This is a genomic window from Rhodoferax sp. EU05-FHT12H12, from assembly GCF_058791215.1.
In genome coordinates, this window is record NZ_JBYTDI010000003.1 from 17,138 (window position 1) to 41,180 (window position 24,043).

Annotated in this window: 22 protein-coding genes and 1 tRNA gene; 17 read left to right on the forward strand and 6 right to left on the reverse strand. The window is 54.9% G+C overall.

Annotated features, from left to right (window positions below; genetic code table 11):
- Positions 1-7 precede the first annotated feature (7 nt).
- The 7 genes from AC3WS7_RS09530 (at position 8) to AC3WS7_RS09560 (ending at position 5,104) form a co-directional block, all read left to right on the forward strand.
- Complete coding sequence (locus AC3WS7_RS09530) at positions 8-679, forward strand: response regulator (protein WP_296471885.1); 672 nt, start codon at positions 8-10, stop codon at positions 677-679.
- 24 nt (positions 680-703) lie between these two features.
- Positions 704-779, forward strand: a tRNA-Phe gene (locus AC3WS7_RS09535).
- A gap of 125 nt (positions 780-904) precedes the next feature.
- Positions 905-2,209, forward strand: a complete 1,305-nt coding sequence (locus AC3WS7_RS09540; RefSeq protein ID WP_492656189.1) for a hypothetical protein — start codon at positions 905-907, stop codon at positions 2,207-2,209.
- A gap of 338 nt (positions 2,210-2,547) precedes the next feature.
- Positions 2,548-2,934: a hypothetical protein gene (locus tag AC3WS7_RS09545; protein ID WP_492656190.1), complete on the forward strand. Its 387-nt coding sequence runs from the start codon at positions 2,548-2,550 to the stop codon at positions 2,932-2,934.
- A 145-nt stretch (positions 2,935-3,079) separates the two neighbouring features.
- Positions 3,080-3,670, forward strand: coding sequence for a hypothetical protein (locus AC3WS7_RS09550; RefSeq protein ID WP_492656191.1), 591 nt, complete (start codon positions 3,080-3,082; stop codon positions 3,668-3,670).
- A gap of 506 nt (positions 3,671-4,176) precedes the next feature.
- The gene (locus tag AC3WS7_RS09555; RefSeq protein WP_492656192.1) at positions 4,177-4,467 is read left to right on the forward strand and encodes a DUF5710 domain-containing protein; all 291 of its coding nucleotides are present in this window, start codon (positions 4,177-4,179) and stop codon (positions 4,465-4,467) included.
- A gap of 37 nt (positions 4,468-4,504) precedes the next feature.
- Entirely contained in the window at positions 4,505-5,104 is a 600-nt protein-coding gene (locus tag AC3WS7_RS09560; protein WP_492656193.1) for a hypothetical protein, read from the forward strand.
- Between the two features lie 5 nt (positions 5,105-5,109).
- On the opposite strand, the gene AC3WS7_RS09565 is transcribed toward AC3WS7_RS09560, so the two are convergent.
- The gene (locus tag AC3WS7_RS09565; protein WP_492656194.1) at positions 5,110-5,391 is read right to left on the reverse strand and encodes a helix-turn-helix transcriptional regulator; all 282 of its coding nucleotides are present in this window, start codon (positions 5,389-5,391) and stop codon (positions 5,110-5,112) included.
- Between the two features lie 129 nt (positions 5,392-5,520).
- Here AC3WS7_RS09565 and AC3WS7_RS09570 point away from each other — a divergent pair, with 129 nt between their 5' ends.
- The 8 genes from AC3WS7_RS09570 (at position 5,521) to AC3WS7_RS09605 (ending at position 13,337) form a co-directional block, all read left to right on the forward strand.
- Complete coding sequence (locus AC3WS7_RS09570) at positions 5,521-6,213, forward strand: hypothetical protein (RefSeq protein WP_492656195.1); 693 nt, start codon at positions 5,521-5,523, stop codon at positions 6,211-6,213.
- Positions 6,214-6,727: 514 nt separating this feature from the next.
- On the forward strand, positions 6,728-7,135 hold the full coding sequence (locus AC3WS7_RS09575) for a hypothetical protein (RefSeq protein ID WP_492656196.1): 408 nt from the start codon (positions 6,728-6,730) through the stop codon (positions 7,133-7,135).
- Between the two features lie 140 nt (positions 7,136-7,275).
- A complete protein-coding gene (locus AC3WS7_RS09580) occupies positions 7,276-7,734 on the forward strand; it encodes a hypothetical protein (protein WP_492656197.1) in 459 nt (152 codons plus the stop codon).
- A 67-nt stretch (positions 7,735-7,801) separates the two neighbouring features.
- Positions 7,802-8,083: a hypothetical protein gene (locus AC3WS7_RS09585; protein WP_492656198.1), complete on the forward strand. Its 282-nt coding sequence runs from the start codon at positions 7,802-7,804 to the stop codon at positions 8,081-8,083.
- Positions 8,084-8,390: 307 nt separating this feature from the next.
- The gene (locus AC3WS7_RS09590) at positions 8,391-9,734 is read left to right on the forward strand and encodes a virulence-associated E family protein (RefSeq protein ID WP_492656199.1); all 1,344 of its coding nucleotides are present in this window, start codon (positions 8,391-8,393) and stop codon (positions 9,732-9,734) included.
- Between the two features lie 467 nt (positions 9,735-10,201).
- A complete protein-coding gene (locus tag AC3WS7_RS09595) occupies positions 10,202-10,546 on the forward strand; it encodes a hypothetical protein (protein WP_492656200.1) in 345 nt (114 codons plus the stop codon).
- A gap of 13 nt (positions 10,547-10,559) precedes the next feature.
- Positions 10,560-11,747 carry a site-specific integrase gene (locus tag AC3WS7_RS09600; RefSeq protein ID WP_492656201.1) on the forward strand — a complete coding sequence of 396 codons (1,188 nt, stop codon included), beginning with the start codon at positions 10,560-10,562 and terminating at the stop codon, positions 11,745-11,747.
- A gap of 177 nt (positions 11,748-11,924) precedes the next feature.
- Positions 11,925-13,337 carry a hypothetical protein gene (locus tag AC3WS7_RS09605; RefSeq protein WP_492656202.1) on the forward strand — a complete coding sequence of 471 codons (1,413 nt, stop codon included), beginning with the start codon at positions 11,925-11,927 and terminating at the stop codon, positions 13,335-13,337.
- Positions 13,338-13,466: 129 nt separating this feature from the next.
- Here AC3WS7_RS09605 and AC3WS7_RS09610 read toward each other — a convergent pair whose 3' ends face one another.
- A complete protein-coding gene (locus tag AC3WS7_RS09610) occupies positions 13,467-14,039 on the reverse strand; it encodes a group I intron-associated PD-(D/E)XK endonuclease (protein ID WP_492656203.1) in 573 nt (190 codons plus the stop codon).
- 567 nt (positions 14,040-14,606) lie between these two features.
- On the opposite strand from AC3WS7_RS09610, the gene AC3WS7_RS09615 reads away from it, so the two are divergent.
- A complete protein-coding gene (locus AC3WS7_RS09615; RefSeq protein WP_296471887.1) occupies positions 14,607-15,179 on the forward strand; it encodes a hypothetical protein in 573 nt (190 codons plus the stop codon).
- Positions 15,180-15,206: 27 nt separating this feature from the next.
- On the opposite strand, the gene AC3WS7_RS09620 is transcribed toward AC3WS7_RS09615, so the two are convergent.
- Positions 15,207-16,127 carry a phospholipase A gene (locus AC3WS7_RS09620; RefSeq protein WP_492656204.1) on the reverse strand — a complete coding sequence of 307 codons (921 nt, stop codon included), beginning with the start codon at positions 16,125-16,127 and terminating at the stop codon, positions 15,207-15,209.
- Positions 16,128-16,222: 95 nt separating this feature from the next.
- Positions 16,223-18,334 (reverse strand): ATP-dependent helicase, encoded by a 2,112-nt coding sequence (locus tag AC3WS7_RS09625; protein WP_492656205.1) that lies wholly within the window; start codon positions 18,332-18,334, stop codon positions 16,223-16,225.
- Between the two features lie 144 nt (positions 18,335-18,478).
- On the opposite strand from AC3WS7_RS09625, the gene AC3WS7_RS09630 reads away from it, so the two are divergent.
- Positions 18,479-19,294 (forward strand): dioxygenase family protein, encoded by an 816-nt coding sequence (locus AC3WS7_RS09630; RefSeq protein ID WP_492656206.1) that lies wholly within the window; start codon positions 18,479-18,481, stop codon positions 19,292-19,294.
- A gap of 17 nt (positions 19,295-19,311) precedes the next feature.
- On the opposite strand, the gene AC3WS7_RS09635 is transcribed toward AC3WS7_RS09630, so the two are convergent.
- The gene (locus AC3WS7_RS09635; RefSeq protein WP_492656207.1) at positions 19,312-19,737 is read right to left on the reverse strand and encodes a hypothetical protein; all 426 of its coding nucleotides are present in this window, start codon (positions 19,735-19,737) and stop codon (positions 19,312-19,314) included.
- Between the two features lie 161 nt (positions 19,738-19,898).
- Positions 19,899-24,017, reverse strand: a complete 4,119-nt coding sequence (locus tag AC3WS7_RS09640) for a pilus assembly protein (protein WP_492656208.1) — start codon at positions 24,015-24,017, stop codon at positions 19,899-19,901.
- Positions 24,018-24,043: the final 26 nt, after the last annotated feature.

Consider the following 24,043-nt stretch of genomic DNA (forward strand, 5'->3'; position numbering starts at 1 on the left):
GCTAACAATGGCAAACATACTGGTAGTAGACGACGAGCACGGCATTCGGGAATTGCTCTGGGAAATTCTCAATGACGAAGGCCACACCGTCGAGCTTGCTGAGAATGCCGCACAAGCCCGTGCCGCGCGCCAGCGTGAGCGCCCGGACTTGGTCCTGCTGGATATCTGGATGCCAGACACCGATGGCGTGACCTTGCTCAAGGAATGGTCGTCTACGGGGGCCCTCACCATGCCCGTCATCATGATGAGTGGCCACGCCACCATCGATACCGCTGTGGAAGCCACCAAAATCGGTGCTCTTGCGTTCCTGGAAAAACCGGTCACCCTGCAAAAACTGCTCAAGGCGGTGGAACAGGGGTTGGCGCGCAACAACTTGCGCAAAACCGTGCCACTGCCAGCAAGCAGTTTCCTGGCCGCAGAGCCTGTCGCTTCACCCGCGGCACATGCCGTGGTCGCTGTGGATGCTGGTCCGGTGTCCGAGCAGCGCTTCATGTTGGACAAGCCCCTGCGTGAAGCGCGGGACGAGTTTGAGAAGGCATATTTTGAGTACCACTTGGCCAAAGAAAATGGGTCGATGACGCGGGTTGCGGAGAAAACCGGCCTGGAGCGTACCCACCTGTACCGCAAGCTCAAACAATTGGGTGTGGATCTGACCCGCGGCAAGCGGAATGGCCCCTAAACTAATGCTATAATTCAAGGCTCAGGCCCGGTAGCTCAGTCGGTAGAGCAGAGGATTGAAAATCCTTGTGTCGGTGGTTCGATTCCGCCCCAGGCCACCAAACCTAAAAATGGCTTCCAGCAATGGAAGCCATTTTTTTTGGCCCTCCCTCGTTCTCTGCATGGGGCCTTTCTACAATCGAGTCTGTATTTCTACAAAATGTATGTTTTGACGGGAGACAGGGGAATGGCGAAAGTAGAAGAAGTATTTGGCGTAACGTCTCATGGAGTGCTCTCTTACGTGGAGCGGGATGACGTTGACAACAGCTTTCAGGAAGCTCTGAAGGCGCACAAGCAAATTATTGTGTATGGTTCTTCCAAGCAAGGGAAGACGGCATTGGTGTCTAAGCACCTGCCATATGGTGAGAATATTCTTGTCAGCCTCACGCCCAAAACCCAATTAATTGACATCTATCAGACGGTTCTTGCGCAAGCAGGGGTGCGAATTTCTTCTTCAACAACTGAAAAGTCCGGTACTGAGTCAAGCCTATCCTTTGGCGCGAAATTTAAGGCAATGATTCCGCTCTTTGGCGGTGCAGAGGCAGAAACGGTTGGCTCCACAAAAGCTAATTCCGGCAAAGAAACCAAGTGGGAGGAGGTTCCGCTTAATCTTGAATTGCCTCAAAGTGTTGCTGATCTCCTGACGCGCGTGGGCTCCAAGAAATGGATCATCCTTGAGAATTTCCACTATTTGACTGACGAGGTCCAGCAGCAGTTCGCTTTTGATTTAAGGGCTTTTCAAGAATTGAATGTTTTATTCGTAATTCTTGGTGTTTGGCGGGAGAAAAACCGCATGGCCCAATTCAATGGAGACCTGCTTGATAGGACTATTGAGGTGCCCGTGGAACCATGGAAGCATGATGACTTCCGACGAGTTGCGACCGTGGGTTGTGCAGCCCTTAATGTGAGTATTTCAAATCAAGTTCTGACAGATACCATTACCGCTTCCTTTTCCAGTATTGGAGTGTTTCAAGAGCTCCTGAAACATATTTGTCTCAACGGTGGAGTAAGAGAAACTGGCGATAATTTGGTTAATTTGGATGACGCTCAGTACTTGGCAGCAGCGATTTCTACCAAAACCAATGATTACGCTTCACGCCACCAAAGAGCGTTAGAGGCAATTGCAGCCGGACACACATCTGGCGGTGCTAAAGGCGACAGGCCACCTCTATTTCTCCCCTACTATTTGGTCAGGACGATCATGGAGCACGGGTTTGATGGTATATCCAATGGTGCCCGGAAAAGCACAATTTGGGACTGGATCAGGGTTGTTCACCATCGGTCTGACGATGTACGCAGTAACGATATGACGAATCTTTTGGGCGGCTTGGCAAATTTGCAATCGGTTAAGGCAATATCACCTCCAATTTTTGCCTATGACGCCCAGCAACGAATTTTACAAGTGGTCGACTCGACCTTCTATTTCTTTATTCGGAATGCAGACGCTAGTGAGATTTTGGAGTCCATCCAAAACCCGCTTGAAAATACCTAACGAAGCGGCTTTAACCGTTTCCCCATTAAAGCCTTGGCATAGCGCTCAGTCATTCCCCGAATTTTGTGTTCTGGCAGCTTCTGTGAGTGCGCCAGGTTGTCTTGCCAAGGTATAGATCGAAAGTTCGAGCCTCTTTTTCCGCTCCATTTGGTTCTTTATGCACCAAGCCCGTCCATTGCGATGGGCTTTTTGCTTTCTGGCGCGGGAAGGTATTGGCGATAGCTGGTGAGGCAGTTCGGTAGGTTCGGTGCGGCGACTATGGCCACAGGCTCACTGCTACTGAGCTCTATGGAAGAATTGCGCCAGCTGCTGAATGTTTCAGCCTCGGGAGACCCAAGATGAGCCAATTCATACGCCTGACGCTCAAGACAGTTGCAATCGCCTGCCTTCCACTTACTGTTGCTTTTAGTTCGTACGCCCAAAGCGGAGACCGAACTGAACAACTGGAAAAAGAGATTCAGGAGATAAAACTTCGGTTATCCAAGCTGGAAGCAGCACAAGGCAAATCAAGTGCGAATCCTATGTCCATGCAGTCCGGCGACGGTTGGATGGCGTTAACAAACTGGCGGTTATTAAAAAGTGGAATGTCACCTAGCGATGTACGAGCTGTGTTGGGGGAGCCCGCTCGGGTCAAGGGTGGTGATGTGGCGTTTTGGTATTACACGAACGGCGGGGAGGTCACATTCATTCGCGACAAGGTCACTTCGTGGCGTGAGCCAGATTAGGGCTGGGTGCCACCAAGTGTGCCGGGACGGTCCGGTAATCGCGCCGCACAGTTTTCGCGTCCGCTTACATACCCATTTCCCCTCACACGTTGATGTACCCTCGGACTTTCATTTGGATTCTGCTGCTTCCTACGGATAACACTAAATGAACGAGCTTTGTTTTTTAACGAATGTCACAAGCGAACAGTGGGCAGCGTGGGTGCAGGCAATCGGCAGCATCATTGCCATCATTGCTGCAATTCTTATTGGCCGACATCAGGCGCAGGTCAGCCGACAGCTTGCAGAAGCCCACGCTAAACGAAGTGATGAGATTCAATTGGAACAACACGCCCAGAGATATGCCGAGCTTTATGCGCCCCCCTTGGCAGTTGCTCAAATCGCCGTAGAGGAAATGTCCGATATGTTGTCGGAATTGGTCGCACCGTACTTCGAGGGTGGATTTAACGCTAGCCACACACTGACCCAACGATGTGATGCCTTGGTTGCAGAGTTCTCAAATCTTCCTCTCAGCCGTATGCCGACCGTCCCCAGCGTTAAGAATCTGTGGAACATTCAGAAACAACTAGCCTTTGCAAAACAAGTGCTCACCGAAATTGGAGTCAAAAAGGACATGCTGGTAACCATCACATCTGCAGATGTGGAGCGATTTAAATCCTGCCTCTTGAAGATCAAAGGCGAATGCGAAGATCTCAAGATCAATCTGGTTGCCGCAACATTACCGACCAATGCGCATTAGCCTGGGTACGCCGAGCTTGCGATTTGGATGCAAAGGCAATTGATGCTGAAAAGCTCTATCAGTGGCGCGAACCTAACCAGAACTGACTCACAAGGCTGACCACCTAGCTGTTTGATTTGTGTTTTTCTCTGAGTTGCATATACTGTACAAATAAACAGTAAATGTAATTTGGAGAAGCAGCAATGGAAGCAAATGAATGGGTAGCAAGGTGTTCCGCACGCCTACATGCGCAATGGCCCCGCCTTCAACGTGAACAGCGAGATGAGGTGGCTAGAGATCTTTGGAATGACCAGCGGTGGCAGCTCAGTGAACCTGAGGTGGCTGTCGTTGAATGGTTAAGCCAAGGTATTCCTGTGCCTGTGGGGAGCGAGCCATGAAGCACACCTACTGCCAGAGACCTGACGCCAAATTGCATTGGCGCCTCCCTGACACCCTGCCTGGACGTCAGATTCTTGTGGCGATTTGGCGCTGGATGTAGTTCGCATTGCGTGGTGATAATTCAAAGCATGAGAATTAATCTAGTCACACCCTTCGCAGAGAAGGATGCCGTAAAGGCGCTTGGAGCCCGTTGGGACGGTACCAAGAAGCTCTGGTACATCACTGATGTTGCCGACCTCTCGCCGTTCATGCGATGGATTCCTAATCTGGAAGCGGCAAGCGAGCCCTCTGGCGGTGCTGTTAAGGCCGCTGCCAAACAATCGTCGGGTGTTATCACGAAGTCAACAGTCGTAGTTCCCCACTGTGGATGCAATGTTTTCCCATGGGACGATTGCGAGCACAGCGCTGCTGAGCGATGAATCCACATAATTAATCCACAACTGTTTCGGGAGATATATGGACGCCAAAGAGCTAATAGCCGATTTACGTGATGCGTTGAAGGGCGTTACCCAGCCAACTGTTCAAGTAGAAGCATTGAACAAGTATTTGGACAATTGGGAAAAATCAGCAACAGCGACTCAGACGCAAACCGAGGTGCAGCACACAAGGCAGTTGGAGCAGTGGAAAGCTCAATTGGCGTCATCCTCGGCCGCCTCTATCGAAATGTTCAAGGCGGTGATTGAAGCGGGTCAAACTGCATTGAAATCGTCCATTGTTATAAACGGTGGCGCTGCCGCAGCCTTGCTTGCGTTGCTTGCAGAGGGCCTGAAGGCGAATGGGGCGGGACAGTGGGGTTCTTTGTTGTCCCCATTGGGGGCTGCATGGTTGATGTTCATGCTCGGCTTAGGGTGCGCAGGTAGTGCCACAGCATTTCGCTACCTATCCCAAGCCTTCTACGGCAATTCACTTAGCTTAGGAGAGCGTGCTGATGGCAAGTGGAACAGATTCGGGGGCGTGTTCAGGAATATTGCTGCAGCCATAGGATTCCTGTCTTTCGGACTGTTCTTTGCTGGCGCAGTTGGAATTTTCTTGGTTATGCAATCGCGGGCCGGTTGAGCCCACTAGGCAAGCAGTCCCAACAACTCCGCCACCTTCCTGTCCCTGGCAGCAGGCTTCATTTGGTGCAATGCCAACAATAGCACAGCCACCTTGTCATCTTCACAGTACAGGTAGGACAGCGGCGCGTTCATTGCATGGGCAATCAATCTGGCAGTCGGTACCGGTGGCTCATGCACACCAAGCTCATACCGACTGATCCGAGCCCGGCTGCTGGACTCGTCTATACCGATCGCAACGCCGATCTTTTCCTGAGACAACCCCAATTCTTCGCGCAGCTCTTTCATTCGTCTTCCGACGATTGAGGTGGCGCGAGATTCATCACGAGGCATGTAACGAGTCTCGTGACACGCGTGATAATTGTCGTCACGTAATTCGTTACAAACTAAGCCAAACCAAATCTAACGGGAGGAAATATGAAGGTCGGAACAATTGGAAAAATACTGATCGCCTTGGGCGTGGCATTGATGCTCTATGCATTGAACATGCCCGTTTCGCTACCAGGAGCGCCCATTGTCAACATCCACTTAATGGAAGAGAGAAGAATGGCAATCACCATTGGTGGAATGCTATTTCTTGGGGGAATCGTCCTCTACGCAGTGTTCAAGTTGAAGCTGTCTAAGGATGACGAAAAACTGATCGAAGCGGAGAGCCGGCGTAAGAGGGAACAATTTGCAGAAATGCAGAAGGGCGCCGTTCAAAAAGCAGATGCTGCTTCCAGGGCTACGCAGTCCTATGTGGCTGGATATTTCAATGCAGATAAGGACATGACCGCCGCAAGATGGCGGGCCGGAATCTTTGTGAGTATTTGTCTGTTTCTTCCAGGCGTCTTCGTCTTGGAATGGTTGGTTCTGTTGGTAATTGCTGCAGTCTTTGGGTTGGCTTTCATGCCTGGTCCTGGGAGTATTGCAATAAAGCGGCTGTACTTGCTCAACAGCATTGCCTTTGTCATCATGACTCTCTTCACGCTCTTGGACTTCACATCGTCAGCTCCATTGAGTACACGCTTGATTCAGGCTGCAATACCGCTTGTCTTTGCAATCGTGTCTTGGGTTCTCCGGTCACGTGTGAAGCAGGTAGATGCAGCGCTGAAGTCGAGCTCAAACTAGAAAAATCAACTCATGGTGGCAACACCAATTGCACCTCACTCAGCCCCGGTAGCTCCGGGGTTTTTTTTATTCATGAAAGGTATCAATGTTCTGGGTAGCACTGTTTTTGTTTTCACTCGCACTCGTTTTTGTTCAGTTGGGTGCCCTGTCAGTCTGGGTCACCGTACTACTGATGGTGGTCAAGCTGTTGGCAGTGTTTGTAGTCGCCGCGATTGCTACCGTAACTGGTCGCATGTTCTGGAATCACAACAAGGCTAGGCAGCGGCAAAAGATGCGTCTGTTAACCCTCAAATAGACGCAGATAGGTTAGTCGCTGTCGTCTGATTTTTTTCCCTCACCCCCAAGCCCCCTGGAGAAATCCTCGGGGCTTTTTCTTTGTCTGTTCCACAACCCTTGAAGGAGAAATTTATGTCGTTCATTCACACCGTCACAGCTGGATTCATGCCCCGTGACACCTACCACCAGCCCACCTACCGTCAGTTCCCAAAGCAAAAACCCTGTTTGGAGGTCCCCCGTGATCGTCGTTCGTGACACATCCACCATCTCTCAAATCAGCAGCCCGTCCATCAGGTCATTGGTACAGCGCCGTATTGATGATCTTGGCGGTGATGGCTTCGACTTCGCAGCCCTGGGCTACTTTTTGGTGATTGAGGCTGGGGACAGCCTTGAGGACATCCAGGCGCAAATTGGCTTTGACATTGTTTGCAACAGGTACACGGGCATCCGCTACGACCAAGCAGGGTTCACACCATCGTTTGAGTTCGTCGAGGCGTTTCCCGCTTGCTACGACATGGTGATTGTTCTCGGCGATGACGGCAACGGCATCGAAGTATTTGTGCCCGTAGAGCAGGGTGTATCCATTGAACTGCTCAGCATGTGCAGGGACCATGCGTTTCCATCTGAGGACGAGGGCCCTCCCTGAAGCCGGTATGCCCGCCAGTCCAAATTGCCACCCATTGCGGTGGCTTTGTTTTTGGTGGCTCTGCTTGCGGAAAACCCGCCACCTTATATGAAGACCAACAAGGACTTCAACAACTTCAACCATCAACTAGGAGAGTTTTTATGTCAGAAATTGAGAGTAATGAGCCCGCTAAAACGGACCCGATTCATGTCATCTACCAAGCCGAATGTCAGTCAGTCTCTGGACGGTCAATACTGGAGTTCGCGGTGGGGCGCCATGAGGAAGGTGGTTCGCTGCACCTGGCCATTGTTTCCAACAGTGGTGGCGGTATGTGGTGCAAAGAATGGGCTTCTGCGCAGGCCATTCAGGATGTAGTGATTGGGGCAACGGGGCTTACCTCTGCGTCATTTCAAACGTTGCATCCGGGTAAGTCCATCAACACCGGCGGGTTCTACCTGGCTGCATTGAAGGAGCTGGGTCTGATCAGAGCAAATGCCGAGAACAGCCGACAGCATGAGCATGTGCCAACGAGCACCTTTGAGCAGGTCATTGCGGCACATATGGAGCGAGCAAAGGCCAATGAGCCCAAGGGTGCGCGCAAGAAGGGGAGGGAGGGCTGATTGGTTCTAAGTATTACTGCTGCACTGATCGCGGCGGCAGTGTTAGGGCTGTGGTTTTCCTCGACCCGTGGCATCTCCATCGCTGCTGTGGCCGTTCTGGCCTTCATTTACCCGTGGCTGGTTGTGCTGGTCCTCACAGGATCGGCTGCAGCCTTCTACACGTTTCGCATACGCAAACAACGTTAAAAAAGAGAACATCATGATTTATATGGACTGCATTTCGGTAGCGGCTCACCAAGCCTTGGATCTGGAAATTCCATTGCACTTGTTGCCGCTAATCATCACCAATGGAGCCGCGACGCTGGCGGGCTTCGATAGTGACCGCATGGGCGCCGGGGGCTGGGACTGATGCCCCTGGGCATACCCCGGGTGCAACGGCCAGGCCTTGGCACGATCTGGTTGCCGCTTGAGCCTGCGTGCCTTTGGGGGGGGGGCGGGGAGGTGGTGTAAGATAGCGGCAACCAGTCAATTGCGGCTGGGCAGGTGCAACTCAGTTCTGAGGTTGCATCAAAAGAGAGTTTGACACCTGTGAGGTCATGCTCTTGAAAACCCAGATGGGAAATAAGTGCCGCCGTGCAATGCGGAGGGCGCTAGGCCATGTAGTCATGCTGAAAAGCAGCGCTGCATGGATCTAAAAGTATTCGGCTGTTAGCCGAGTGTCTTCCTTTTCCATTTGTTTGATTCCTATGCTCAATACCCCAGAAAATTTCGCTGCTACCAGTGCTCCCGCGTCTGCACACGCCACCCATTCTTGCGCCGTGCTCGACTCCATCGACAACGCCAAATCGTTGAATGTTTCGAGCTTCCCCGATAAACCCGCAGGTCGCCATTTCGACCCGCCCGCGACTATCGCCAACATCAAGCATCTGCTGGCTCACTACAAGGTGAACGTTCGCTACAACATCATCAAAAAGAAGCTCCAAATCAGCTTGCCGGGCGAGACTGGTACTTCGGACAATGCTGACAACACGGCCATGACTTCGATCCTGAGCCTGGCCACCCTCAATGGCATTTCTATCGCTGCGGTGCCTGCAATCGTTGAACTGCTAGGTGATCGCAGCCCGTACAACCCCGTGCAAGAGTGGATTATGAAAACGCCATGGGATGGCACAGACCGCTTGCAGTCGGTGTATGACACGCTGACTGCGCGTGAGGGCTATCCCGAATTTCTCAAAGAGTTGTTGGTGCGCAAGTGGCTGCTGAGTGCAGTCGCCGCTGCGATGAAGCCCAAAGGTTTTAAAGGTCGTGGCGTGCTGGTCTTCCAAGGTCCGCAAGGCATCGGCAAAACCAGCTGGCTGAAGTCGCTTGTTCCGGATGTGCAATTGCGTGATGACGTCATCAAGGTTGACCACCACCTGGACGCCAACAATAAAGATGCCATTTTGAGTGCTGTTGGCAACTGGCTTGTGGAGATCGGTGAGCTGGACAGCACGTTTAAGAAAGATGTTGCTCGCCTGAAGGGCTTTTTGACCAGCGACGCCGACAAGCTGCGTCGCCCTTACGCACGTGCGGAGTCGGAGTACTCGCGCCGCACCGTTTTCTTTGCCACCGTGAACGATGAAAATTTTCTGGTGGACAGCACGGGCAACACGCGTTTCTGGACAGTGCCGGTAGTGGCGATTAATCACACCCACAGCATCGACATGCAGCAGGTGTTTGCGCAGTTGGCGGTGGATTTTGAGAGCGACCATGAATGGTGGCTCAACAAGGAAGAAGAAGCGCAGCTGGAGTCTTGCAACTCTGAACATCGCTCTCACAGTGTGATTCGTGACATGCTGCTGGAGATCCTTGATCTGGACAAGAAGGGTGCAACTGGCAACCCGTACATGTCTACGACAGAGCTGTTTGTCATGTTGAATTTCAAATCCCCCAAGAATGGTGATTCCAAGGAGTTGACGGGTGTACTGCGCGAAATCCTGGGGCCGTCCAGCAAGGTTAACGGCACACAAAAGTGGCGCATCCCGCTGCGCAAAACTGAGCACGACGGCCATCGCCTGTAAGCGCTAGTGGGCACATGCTGATTTGAGTCCTCCCCCGTGCATCCCTCCGCCCTCCCCCAGGGTGGGACTGGGTTTCACTTTGATATCAATGACTTGCGTGAAGGGGGGAGGAGGGGGGGGCGGTATTCCTACTTTCTCTGGGATTATCAAAGTTGACTGTTGTCGACTTTGCGCCCCCCTCCCTCCACTGATCGGCTGCGGTGCCTGGCTGATTCAGATGAACCTGGTGTCGTGGCTAAGTAGGTTGGTGAGTGCCATGAGGCACAGGCGCTCCGAGCTGCAGTTCAAAGCAGCATGAATGCATGGGCCAAAAGGCATGCCCATGTTGTGAAACAACGGAAGTGATTTGTCCGTCACTTCCAGCAGGTAGTTCCTGCGCGAACTTGTTACTCCCGTCTTTGGCTAAGCGCCTCTCTGTTTCTTGAGGCGTTGGCCGGAGGCTTTCCTAAATTTCAGAAAGTTTATTTATGACTATTGAATTGTTTCCATATTTTGAGTTCACAGCTGCAGGCAAACGTGCTTCAAGCCTGATGCGGACCCATGAACTCACCACTAAGAAAATCTTCGAATCAGTGCTTGATGCACTTCTGCAAACTGAACTCACCCTGGCCGAGGGCCGTCTGTACACGGCGGAGAAGGTGTGTGGCCCATTGTTGTGGCATGCGTGGGCCCGAGCTGAACGCCATGTGGCAGGTATGTGCCTGTCGTTCTTCGTTCGCTACGACTTGGTGCCGTTCACCGCCCACAGAACCCCGTCGGGGAAGGGAACGAAGCGCTACCGCGCATCCAAGCCCCATGTCATCCAGAGCTAAGAGGGGAGAAAAGATGCCAGTAATTCAGAATTTTCAGGCCTTCATGGCCCACGGGTTGGTCTGTCCGTCTGACAAGAAAAAGATCGAGTTTAGTGTGGCTGATGAGCCAGGCTTGTTCGTGGAGTGCCGTGCTTCCAAAAAGGCGCAACCCACCTGGTACTTGCGCCAGAAAGGCTCCAAGGGTACCAATGTGTACAGCAAGCTGGGCACTGTGAATGATGTCAATCTTGCTCAAGCGCGCAAGTTGGTCAAGCAAATGCGTGCTGCGAACTTGACTGTGTCCAAGGTGTCAGCCGCTGAGGCCCTCTTCACAACACCTGCAGAAATGGTGTGGGATGTCTTCATCAAGGACCACTTTGCGCCCTATTGCGAAGCACATATTCGCAGCGCCAAAAAGTACGACCAACTGCAACGTCTGTATGTAAGCCCTCGCTTTGGCCATTTGCCACTGAGTCAAATCACTCGTCGTGATGTGCAGTCCTTTCATGTCGGCCTGATGGAAAACAAAAAACTGAGCCCTGCCTCAGCTGACCATGCTATCAAGTTCATGCGTCGTGCTTTGAATCTGGCGGTGCAATGGGACTATCTGGAGAAGAACCCGCTCAAGAACTTTCAGCTTTTTATGGTGGACAACCAAGTGGAAAACTACCTCAACGAGGAGCAGTTGCAGCATCTTCTAGCGGTATTGCGTACGGACAAGAACCGCATGGTCTGTTTTATTTTGATGTTTTTGCTGTCCACGGGGGCCCGCGCGAATGAGGCCCTGACTGCCACTTGGAAAAACATCAGCATTGAGAACAAGGTGTGGAAGGTGGATGCCATCCGCTCCAAGTCCAAGCGCACGCGTTCAATCCCATTGAATGATTCGGCGCTGTGGGTGCTGGACCAGCTGGATACGCAAGGTAAGTCAGATTTTTTGTTCCCGTCACCTGTGAGCGGCAAGCCCTTCCTTGCCATCACGCGTCCGTGGTATCGCTTGCGCAAGAAGGCCGGTGTGAAAATTCGTATTCACGACTTGCGCCATGGCTTTGCCTCCATGCTGGTTTCGGGTGGCCGCAGCTTGTATGAGGTGCAGCAAATTCTGGGACACAGCGATCCGAAGCTGACTATGCGTTATACCCATTTGTCATCCAAGACCTTGCAGGAGGCTGCAAATGCTGGCTCAGTGATCGTGCCCAGAGCGGAGGCGCAAGCAGCCTAAACGTAGGGCCAAGTGGTTGTTGCGACTGCTTGGCTCCCTAGTACACGTTCTGTCGAGTCTTCGCAGAATCACCCGTTTGGGTGATAGCCAGACATGCTCCTATGCCGACAGAATGGGGGCTCATATGCCAACTTACAGGTTTCAGTTGGCCTCTTGTTTATTCATTCAAACAAAAAAATGACTCTTGTAGTTGCTCGGCGTAGAGAAGATGAAATAACGATTGTTAGCGATACTCGAATTACTCATGATAGCCAGCAGAGTGTCGAGCATATTCGCGGCGCTGTTGTTAAGTGCGTAATACTTTCGTTAACAATTTCCGTGAGTTTCTCAGGCCATGTTCCTACTGCAGCAAAAGTAATACATGATTTTTCTGAAAAATGGCTAAACCTGCCTCGTGAAGAAATCATTAACAATATTTTTCAGCACCACATCGATTCGAATCAGGCTGCTGATTTCATTGTGGCTTTCCTTCAGCCTTCAATGCTTGTGTGCATCAAAGAAGGACAGGTGCTGATGGATGTAGATACAGCTTGGATAGGAGATTGGAAAGCTTTCTTTGCATTTCAAAAATTTGCCAATAAAGCTGAAGTTATTAATGTTGATAGATCGGATGATGAGTATTTGATAATGGATTTACAGGTTGCAGATCAATTGGCTGGGAATGAAGGTAGTGTGATCTCAACTTTATTGAAATCTATGAAGGCTGTAATAGACGCTAGAGTTTCAAATATGGTGGGTGGATTTCCAATCCTATTGGTGACAGACAATCAGCATTTCCGATATGGAGAGTATGTAGGTTCTGAATCATCCAAATTGGAGATTGATGGGTTTGATTCGCCAGTTGCATATCCTATTGGAGATGAGGGATGTGGGCACTATACTGTTTATTATGCGTTTGCTCAGTATGGAAGCAGGTGCGTTCCTGTTTTGTATTTCCCAGAGGGAAAGTTAGGTGTAATCTTTAAACTGACTCAAGCCGAAGGAATGAAAAGTTTAGGGCTGCCCGCTTGGTCTTTTGATGAATTCCTATGCAAGATTAGAACTAATGGACTGACCGTGCGAGCGACGTTACCGAATGAAGATCAACTAAGGTTATTAGCCACAAATTTACATAGTAATTTGTCACTGAAGCAGGATGAGGGTACTACCGAGTCCTCATCATCAAAGCCTTCACAATCAGTATCGATGAAGGCACGACCCCAAGTTCGGGTTTTGAATTGTAAAGTAGCTATATGTGAGGTGTTATCTTCGACTGAAGACTTAGCCGGATATGCAAATGTTCTTGCTAAGAAGCCAAAGATTGTTGTTCGAGACATAACTGGCTATGTAGATGCACTTGCTAAACAATCAAGAGCTTTGTTGTTCATACATAAAGTTACTGGTAGAAAAATATCTCTTGGGGAAGTGTTTTCTAAAACAATTTTCCAGCAAAGATTGGTATCTGGTTTCAAAGAAGGTGAATTAAAGACACTTTTTTCTTATCTTTTGTGTAACGAATCGGATGAAAATCATTTTTCCGTTCGAATAAATGATCGCGAAATAGCCATTCATCGACTGGTTATTTCAGGCACGGTTATCGCCGACAAGTAACAATGGATTTGAGGGTTCACTGGTGTAAATCACAATGGGTCGGCAAAAGTCGTTGTGCATCCTTGATTCACTCAGATAGTGACACTACTTGGCAACCTTCTTGTACATCGCTGGACGGAGCCATGTTGTCTAGATTTTCCCAAAGGCTTTGAGAAAATTCGTCGGGTGTTTATGAAAGCGGATGTGCCCTGGCGACTTGAGGGCTTTGCGTTTTTCTAAAAAAGCTGGGGTGATGTAGCCCCACTCTCCTTCGATCGAAAAATACACGACATAGTCAATTCGCACGCCTTGCCATTTGTTCTCAACGATCACGTCTTCGTGGTTGCTTTGAAGGCTCTTGACCTGGATTCTGTAGAAGCGGTTGTTATCTGCGATGACTAGGTCTGTTTTCATCCCATGGTCAATCACGGGGACTAGGACCTCCCATCCATCGCCCACGAGCCAACCAGCCAATAGGCTTTCGAAAGACAGCTGTTTGTGAGCTGCGAGAGTAGTTTGTTTGATTTCAGCGTTTCTGACAGGCATAGCAATACCGATAAAGGTTTTGCCATATGACAGCCTTGGGGGGCTTCCTGTATACGGTCCGAGGCGGCGTAGGCCGACCTCCCGGTTAACGCTGCCTTGCTGCAGATATGCAGACAACGAATGAAAAGGGCTGCCAACCCCACCTATCAAGTCAGATTGATTCGGTGTGAATTCCACTCTCAGACCCGTATGGGCCGCAACGGTGCGATGGCGATCAGTGTACCGATCTGGTCACATAGGGTCAACTTGGGGCCGTTTGAGGGGCAGGTGTCGGTCAGTGCAAAAAATTCTCACGTGGTTCGGCCAAACAGGTTCGGCGCACGACCTCCCGATAGCGTTGATTCACATAGTAAAAACCTATGGTCATGAGACTGACCGGACTGGGTATGTTCGGTAAACGGTTCGGAAAGTCGAATTGACAGAGTGGTGCCAGAGGGAAAGTCGTTAACTTTCTTAAACTTACAAGCGATCTCCGGCAAACGTCGGTTGGATTGAAAATCCTTGTGTCGGTGGTTCGATTCCGCCCCAGGCCACCAAACCTAAAAATGGCTTCCAGCAATGGAAGCCATTTTTTTTTGCCTCCGCTTTTTGCGTGGGTTGCCCAGTAGTCCACATGGGCTATTGCCGGGCTGTATGCCGGAGGGTACGCTTCCTTTCCAAGCACCTCGTTGCGCGCAGGGCAAAGCAGGTTGGCAAAACAAAATGGGCTGGAGTAACATGCAGCCGACAACACGAGGGGGTCTCATGTTCAGCATGTTTCGGGGCAAAGGTGTTACGCCAGATCCCGCCAAGGATGCGCCGGATTCGCGTGGTCTGGAGGTGAAAGAGGACGACCCCGACACGGCGTGGAGCCTGTGGGACAGTGCGCTGGCAGAGCAAGACTCGCGGTTTCTGGATCTGCCGCCCATTACCCGTGCCGTGCCTTTGGCCCCTGAGCCCAGTGCCCGCAGCCTGGCCAAGGCTGCCGAGGCGTACCCTGACCTCGAAATCCCCACCCAGCCGCTGAGCCTGGAGGACGCCAGCCCGGCCCAGCGCATGAAGGCTGCGTTGGACGTTGTGGAGTTGCACCACCATCGCATCGCCAACACCATTCGCACCCTGTGGGGCTATAAAGAATGCAGTGTGTACATCAACAAGCTGATCATGAACGGTGGTGACGGCATGGGCAATGCCCGCATTGGGTTCAACCAGGAAGCAGCTGACGCCATGATGGTGTTGGCCGACTTGCACGACGCCGAATTTGGTTCGGCCAAGGGTGCTGGTGCATTGGGCTTTGCCGACTCCTCCTTCCAAACCGGGTACAACGGCCACCGCTAGGCCGTAGCACCCGCAGAGGCTGCGGGCTTACCAGTCCAGCAACGTCAGCCCCACACTCAGCACGGTGCGGCGGCGGTTGTAGTCCATCAAAGAATCCCCGTAGCCGCTGAACAGCTCGGTATGGAAGCGCAAGCTGCTGCGGTCGCTACGGTTACCGGCGCTGCCAATCTTGTACAGCCAGCCCAGCCGGACCGAGCCGTTGCCTTCGCCCTTGAGGGAGTGGCGCAGCGTCAGCGCCAGGGTGTTGTAGGGGTTCAGATTCCAGGCCGCGGCCACCTCGGCGCGGCCCACCATGTCTTCGATGTCGGGGTTGTCGTCGCTCGAGGCATCTTCGGGCAGCCGTTGCCAGAGGCTGGCGTTGATGGCGACTGTATTGCCCAGCTCCAGTCCGGCGCGGGCAATCACCCGGTTCCAGCTGCGTGAGAGTGGCAGGCTCTGGCCGTTGCTCTGGTGGTTCAAGCTCACGCCACCGTAGCGCAGGCGCCAGCCCGAGGGCAAGGCCGACTCCAGCGGGAAGATGTAGGTGAGTTCGGGCTCGTGGTCGGTGGCGCGAAAGGGGCGTGACAGGTCGGCATTGAACAGCTGCCAGTAGGACTGCTGGCTGTAGGCGAACCACAGGGAGTCGAGGCGGTTCGGGTCGCCGCCAGTCAGCAGGCCCTGGGCCACCTTGGTGCGTACCGAGAGCTGGATGCGCGTCTCGGTGGTGGTGTAGGGCTGAAAACTGGCCGTATGTCCCGCCGCGGGGGAGCTGGGTGCCGTATTCACACTGTCCGAGCCGATGACCGACAGGCTGATGGGCCGGTAGCCGCGAATACCAAAGGTGCCGCAGTCGCTGGCTGGCTCCAGCTCCCAAAAGCGCGACAGGGGCGTGGCCGCCGGGTTTTTGCAGCTCACCACCTCCACCGGCACCGAGGTGCTCACGCTGGCGGCGACTCGGGGCTCTGGCATGTTGCTGGCCATGGCTTCAGTGCCATTTTGTGCTGCAGCCCCCGTGGATAGTGCGCAAGCAGCTATAAAAATAAGAGCATTTATGGTGCGTGAAGTCATTTGTGTGCAGCGGCGTTGGCCGCGTTGGCTTGGGCTTTGGCGGCAAACTCGGCGCGCAGGGCACGCAGCTTTTCGCGCGGGTCTTCGCGTACGGTGGCTTGGTCCAGGCCCATCTCGGCAATAAAGCGGCTGGGCAGGGCGGCCACCATCTCGCGGCCTTTTTTGCGGCGGCGCGTCCAGCTCACGGCCAGGCTGCGCTGGGCGCGGGTGATGCCCACATACATGAGGCGGCGCTCTTCCTGCAGGCGCGTGGCCATGTCTTCGTTCGCCGACTCGTCGGCCATGCTGGAGCCGCCCAGGGTGTCGGCGCCGTCGCCCAGCTTGAAGGGCAGCATGCCCTCGGTCACGCCCACCAGCAGCACATGCGGCCACTCCAGCCCCTTGGAGGCGTGCAGGGTGGACAGGGTCACCACGTCCTGGTCCTTCTCGCGCTCGCTGATGGTGGAGAGCAGGGCGATGGTCTGCGCCACTTCCAGCAGGCTTTTGACCTCGCGCGCGGTCACACCCGCTGCGTCTTCAATCTGCCCGCCGCAGCGCTGCGCCATCCAGTCGCAAAACTCCAGCACGTTGGTCCACTTGGCGGCGGCGACCTTCTCACTCTCCTCGCCGTCGTACAGGTGTTTTTCGTAGCCAATTTCCTTGAGCCATTCCGCCATGAAGGCCGTGGCTGCTTCGGCACCTTCGGTGTGGCGTGCGCGGAACTCCAGGTCGTTGATATAGCGGCCAAACTCATGCAGGCTGCCCAGCGCCTTGGCGCTCAGGGCTGCGGCCAGGGACGAGGAAAACAGCGCCTCAAACAGACTCAGCTTGTACTGGCTGGCGTACACGCCCAGCGTGCCCAGTGTGGTGTGGCCAATGCCACGCTTGGGCGTGGTCACCGCGCGCAGAAACGCCGGGTCGTCATCGTTGTTGCTCCACAGGCGAAACCAGGCGCACAGGTCGCGGATCTCGGCGCGGTCAAAAAAGCTCTGCCCACCCGACACCTTGTAGGGGATGCCGGCCCGGCGCAGCGCTTTTTCGAACGGCTTGGCTTGGTGGTTGGCACGGTACAGCACGGCAAAGTCGCGGAACTCCTTGTACTGCTTGCCCTGCATGTCCGCCAAGCCTTCGGCACGCAGGCTCTGGATACGGGCCACGGCGCGTTCGGCCTCGTGTTCTTCGTTGTCGGCGTCCACCACACGCACCGGTTCGCCCTCGCCCAGCTCGCTGAACAGCGTCTTGGGAAACAGCTTGGGGTTGGGGCCGATCACGTTGTTGGCCGCGCGCAGGATGGCACTGGTGGAGCGGTAGTTTTGCTCCAGCTTGATGACCTTGAGCGTGGGGAAGTCCACCGGCAGCTTTTTCAGGTTGTCCAGCGTGGCGCCGCGCCAGCCATAGATGGACTGGTCATCGTCACCCACCGCGGTGAAGCGTGCCTTCTCGCCCACCAGCAGCTTCAAGACTTCGTACTGCGTGGCGTTGGTGTCCTGGTACTCGTCCACCAGCACATGGCCCAGCTTGGCCTGCCAGCGTTCGCGCACCTCGGGGTAGTCGCGCAGCAGTTTCAGGGGCAGGCTGATCAGGTCGTCAAAGTCCACGCTCTGGTAGGCCGTCAGTCGCTCTTCGTAGCGGCCCATCACCGTGGCGATGATGCGTTCGTTGTCGTCCGCCGCCTGCGCCAGAGCTTCGGTGGATGTGAGCCCTGCGCTTTTCCAGGCGCTGATGGTCCACTGCCACTGGCGCGCCGTGGCCGCATCCACCGTGCCACCCGCATCTTTCAGGATGCTGGTCACATCGTCGCTGTCCAGAATGCTGAACTGGGGCTTGAGCCCCAGCACCGCGCCGTCTTCGCGCAGCATGCGCACGCCCAAGGCGTGGAAGGTACACACCAGCACGTCTTTGGCGGGGCGGCCAATCAGCTGCTTGGCGCGCTCGCGCATTTCGGCGGCAGCCTTGTTGGTGAAGGTGATGGCGGCAATGCGGTTGGCCGGCAGGCCCATCTGGATCAGGCGCCCGATCTTGTGCGTGATCACCCGCGTTTTGCCCGAACCCGCCCCGGCCAGCACCAGGCAGGGGCCGTGCAGGTAATTGACCGCTTCTTGTTGGGCGGGGTTCATGTTAGCGGCCATTGGTACGCGTGTTCTGTATGCAAAAGCTGCTCATGATAGTGGGTTGCACCACTGCCGATTTTTTGCTGTGTATTTACACGGGCCTGCCTAATTTCTCCTGGATTGGTTGTCATATTGGAGGCTATGTTTCACAGAAAGTGATTTATGGCGCTTGAAGCACATTCCTTAGATGGGCAACTTTTTCAAGATATGAGAGTGCTGGCTGAAAACATGGCAAGTCGTCGGCAGGCTTTGCGCTGGCTGGGTACGGGCGTTGTGGCGCCGCTGGCCTTGACTGCATGCGGCGGCGAGAGTAGTACATCCGGCAGCGCTTGCGCTGTCATACCGTCGGAAACCAATGGGCCCTACCCTGGAGATGGAACAAACTCCTTGAATGGAACTCTGGTAAACGCGTTGCTGCTGTCGGGCATCGTGCGCAGCGACATCACCAGCACTATCGGATCCAGCACGGTTGCAGCAGGCATCTCCTTGCACGTAACCTTAACTTTGGTGAATACCCAGGCAAGCTGTGCACCGCTGGCGGGTTATGCCATTTATCTGTGGCATTGCGATCAGGATGGGTTGTACTCCATGTATTCCGCAGGGGTTACTGGCGAAAACTATTTGCGTGGTGTGCAGGTAACCGACAGCAGTGGCAGCGTCACCTTTCAGACCGTTTTTCCGGGGTGTTATTCAGGACGCATGCCGCACATGCATTTTGAGGTGTACGCCAGCGAGACGTTGGCGACATCTACGCCTGCCGGTGACGGCATCAAGACATCGCAGATCGCATTCCCTATTGCCACGTGCAATGCGGTGTATGCCACTTCGGGTTACAGCGCCAGCGTCTCGAATTTGGCCGCGATGTCGTTTGCAACCGACAATGTTTTCAGCGATGGATACGCCAGTCAGTTGGCTGCTATGACGGGGGATGTCGGTAGTGGCTATGTGGCGACGCTCAATGTCGGCATTTCGGTGTAGCGCTGTCGACTGTGCAGCTATTCAATGCTGGAGAGTAGTAGCTCCAAATCCAGCTGTGCAGGTACTTTGTCGCCGCGTAGGCGCCCAGGAATATAGGTGGTGTCTTGTAGCATCGCCTTGATCTGAGCAATGGCCCGCGCGTCTTCGGGAGCACTCTGGAGTGTTTGGACATCCAGCACGCGACCACCAGTGTCAATGAAAAGCCTGAGTTGGATACTTTGCCCGGAGAAGCTCAATCCGTCCAGACGACTGGTGTCTGGCGCCGACATGGGAACTACAGGCGCATCCAGCTCGCTGGAGGGCACAAACACGGTGGTGTTTGGGGCTATGTCGGCGCTCCGTACCGCACCGATCTGGTCTCGAGGTGCCCTTCGGAGTGCATGCATCGCTTCGCCCGTCCCGGGTAGCCATGCGGTTTTGGTGGCGCGCAGGTAAACGCTCACAACGGGTGGCCTCTGTTGGTTAGTGGCCGCCCACTCATTCATGCTACTGCTAGGGTGGAGCCTACTCCATGCAAGCCAACCCATGCCATGGGCTGCGATGGAGAACCCCAAAGCGAGCAGAAGAGACCGGGGCCTGCCACGGCCAAGCATGCCTTGGCGGCTCACTGCGTGGGTACCTCCCGCCAGTTCATGCGTTTCACGCCACTGGTTGTTACTAGCGAGGAGGGCGTGGTGACGGTGTTGCCGCCACTGTCTCCGGCAATGATGCGCACCTTGCCATTGACGTTTTGGATAGCCAGGTCGGTGATCACCCCGGCCATCGTGGTGGACTTGGCAATGAAAGTCCCGGTGCTGTCCTGCAAAACACTTTTGCCGGTGCCGATATTGAAGCCGAGGATGTAGCCCGTCCCGGAGGGGCTGCAAATCGATCCGTTGGGTAAATTGACGCCGAACAGGGCTACGCCGCTGTAGGCGACCGGGTTAACGTTGACGCGCTCTGCCAAATAGGGGCTGCTGCTGGAGAGCGAGAGGTCAAAGTACCAGCCGGCAGAGGTGGATGGATTGCTGCCAATACCCGTGAGCAGGTCCGTGTTGTTCACCAACGTACTCCGTGTAAGTACCGGCGAGTAGGTTGTTGCCGCCTGAAAGCCTCCGAATCCACTAGTGCCGTCGTAGATGGAGTGAATGCTCTGGATCGCGGTGCTGGAGATGTCGCTGTCGGCTAGTAGACGTCCTGTTCCCACCAAAACATAGCGTTTGGAGGTGGTGGGGTCTACCTCTATCAACGGGCGGGTGGTCACCGGCTGAGGGGTGCCTGCCGTCTTGTAAAGCGATGCCAGCGCGGTGGGACTTGGGTAGGCGCTGGTGGTGGTGCTCAGATCCAGGCGCCACAGATTGCCCTGCAGGTCGCCGCCATAGACAGCGTCGGCCGTGAAGTCGGTATGGTTGGGGATGTAGGCATCCGCATGGGCCAGGTTGAGGGGAGCAGCCGTGGTGCCGGTGGTGGTGGCGACAGTTTCTAGTAGCGCGCCTGTGCGCGGGTTGACGAGGAAGAAGTAGCCTTTGCCATCGCTGTTGTTGTAGCCGGAGGTAAAAATTACGACCCAGCCATATTTTTTGGTTTTGATGACGGTGGGCGCGCCGTAGCTGTAACCAATGCGGGCAATGGTGGTGGTGTCGCCCGTCTTGGGGAATTCCCACAACACTTTGGCCGCCAGGGCTGACTCGCTAGTCCAGTCCCCCTCCGTCACGGTTTTGGTTACGGTGGTGACCGAGGCGGCAGATGTGCTGGTGCTTGTCAGCGTGCCGGGGTTGGTCACATCCAGGGCATAAAACCCTTTTCCGCCTTTGCCCAGTCCACCGATCAGCAGAGTGCGCCAATCCGGTGTGGTGCTTACTTTGTCGCACTCGGCCAAGGTGCTGCTGGTTCCTGTCGTACAAACCTTGTTGATGTCCACATCAAACTCCAGCGGGGTGGCATCGACCTGGTAGTAGTGCGATCGTGTCGGGCTGCCGAAGGACGCCAACCCCGATGTGGCCGCGGTGGAGGAGCTGCCGTAGACAAAGCTGGGAATGTAGGCAAATAACTCCTGCCCGCAGAAGCTGCAGTCGGAGGTGGTTGTGGTGGTGACGTCACCGCTGATCGTGGACACCGTGCCGGGCAAGGTGCCGTCAAAAGCATGCAGCATGCCGTCATTGGCTCCTGCATAGACCACGGTGCGGCGATTGGCGTAGGTGCGTTTGAAGGTGCTGTAGCCAGCGTTGTACAGATCGTGGTAGGCCGCAATGGGGGCTCCTACGGCCGTGGCTTTGGAGCTCACGATGTCGCCGAGCAAATAGTCGCGCCGGCGGTAGATGCGGGTGCTGGATGTGGTGGTGGTGCTCAACTCATTGGTACGACTGCCACGCAGGTAATTCAGGTAGTCCGCCGCGGCCGTGCTGGAGGAGGACGTCGCGCTGGTGATGCTGGCAAACGAGGCGTAATTGAGCCGACCCGTGGTCGGGCAGGCAGCCAAGGCCGTGGCGGTGAACGCAATGCCTGCCGGGCTGCTGGCGTTGTCGCAGAAGGTCACGATCTTGCGGGTGCTGGCCGGAGTGCCGAGTGCTTCCAGCTTGTCCCTAGCGTTCCATTTGGCACTGGCCGTGGCGTTGCCGTAGACGTCGTAAGTAACGGCTGCGCCCACCAGGCTGGAGGTCCAGTTGCTCGGGTCGTAGGTCGCGGAGTAGGCAGCGTCCCCGGAGATCACATTGGGTGAGGCCATGGCGTATGCCGTGCTGTTGGCGGCGTTCAATTCGCTGGAGATCTTGTTGAACGCGGCCGTCAACCCGGTTTTCATGGCCAGCGGGTTATTGCCAAAGTAGTAGTTGTCTGGGCGGTTGTCCACACCTGAGCTGGAGTCTGTGGAGTACGTGAGGCCGGACGAGGTCGTGAGGCCGGACGAGGTGTCCGTGTTGGTGTACCAACTGGTGGTCGGCAGCGTGCTGCTGCTGTTGCTGCTGGCGTAAGGCGAGAAGCCGTTGGGAACCGTGAAGCCCCCGTACTTGGAGGCCAGCCAGTACTGGTTCTTGTGTTTGTAGGCTTGGTTCTCCATGACGTCCAACCAGTAGGTATTGATGGTCTGTTTGCCGGACATGTTGTTGTCTGTTGTCAAACTGGTGTCCGTTAGCGTGGACCGGATGTCCCCCGTATGGGCGTCATACGCCAGACCTGCGATGTAGTAGGTGTTGCACTGCGAGCCGGTCCCTGCGCAGCTTGCGCCTCCCGTGTCTCCGTAGAGGCTGCCCAATCCGGATTTCCCCTCCAGGGTGCCCACCATGTCGGTGGCTGTGGCTACGTTGACCGAGGTGTCCGAGCTGATTTCGCTGGGCAAGGTGGACTCCAGGGTAGAGCCTGCGCGCAAGGTGCTTCCATACAGGTTGGCATCGCGGTGGGTGTTCACGTCACCGATACCCAGGATGAAGTTCTTTTGGCAGGAGTACACGATAGGGTCGGCCCCCATGGTGGAGCTGTCTGCCTTGCGCCACTTGGTAATGACCGGGAAACCGTCGGCATACGCCGCAGTGGAACCCGTGGTGTAGCTGCTGACGTTGCTCAAGCCCTTGAAGTAGCGCAAGACGGTGTTGTAAAGCTCACTCACCGGGTCTTTGGACTTGTAGTTTTGGGCGCTGTAGCCGAACTTGTTGAGGTAGTTCATCGCGCCGCTGTTGGTGATGGACAGGCTGAAGGTGTTGTTGGTGTCCGTTGTATCAGACGCAGCGGGGTTGGTGGTCATGATGCCGGTGGTCGCACTCCACTCCGGGAAGCCATCGTTCACCACATCGGAGGATCCTGGCACAGGCTTGTAGGGGCCGATGTAGTTCATGCGCGCACGCATCACGCCACCATCGCGTTGCTGGCTGGTATCGCCGTCATGGCGCAGATAGCCGAAGGCGGAGTAGCGCAGTTGCATGGCGTATTGCTGCATCAGGCCTTCGGGCTTGTAGGTGTTTCCATACAGCACGCAGTTGTCTTCTTTCAGCGTGGCGGACACGCAGGCCGCCACGTTGATGTACACCTCGTAGATGCTGGAGGCGCCGGCCGTGCCACTTTGTGCCACGTAGGCCGTGGCCGACGAGGCGGAGTCAATCGTGGTGCCCGTGCCGGTGATCCACATGCGTGAGCCCAGGGCCCAGATGCGGGTGGTGGCCGAAGCCCATGCAAACGGTGTCGCTCCTGCTACGAGGGCGGTGGTCTTGTTGGGGACATTGGATGCCGTGGCACGACCAGTTGCCGACCATGTTTTCGTCAGGATGGTGTCGATATTGGTACTGCTGGTGCTGGTTGCCGTGTTGGTGTCGGTACTGCGGTACCCGCCGGTCATGATCCAGCGGAACTCATCCAGGGTTTGCATGGACACGTAGTTGAGGTAGTTCCCGCTCCACAGGCCGCTACATGCATGGCTACTGGCGGCGCTGACGGGTTTGAAGTAGCTGTTGGCAGGTGTGCTGCTGTTGTAGACGTACTGGTAGCACTTCTCAGGGTTGAAGTAGCCGATGTAGGTGGATGCCGTTGCGTAGGTGGTCGTACTGAGGTAGGCCGCGGTGGTGGCGGTGGGCCACTCGACCGACAACGCCAGCGCCAGGTTGCCTGGCACCTTGACGGTGGAGAACAACGGGTAGTCCGCCAAATCAATCGCCTGTGCAGGCAATGGACTACTCAAGCCCAATGCCAAGGCCACGGCAGACCAAAAAACGTGGATCCAGTGGCGGCAGATGGCATGGAGGGGGAGCAAACGGGGCATAGAACGTCCTGGTGCAGGTAATCGGG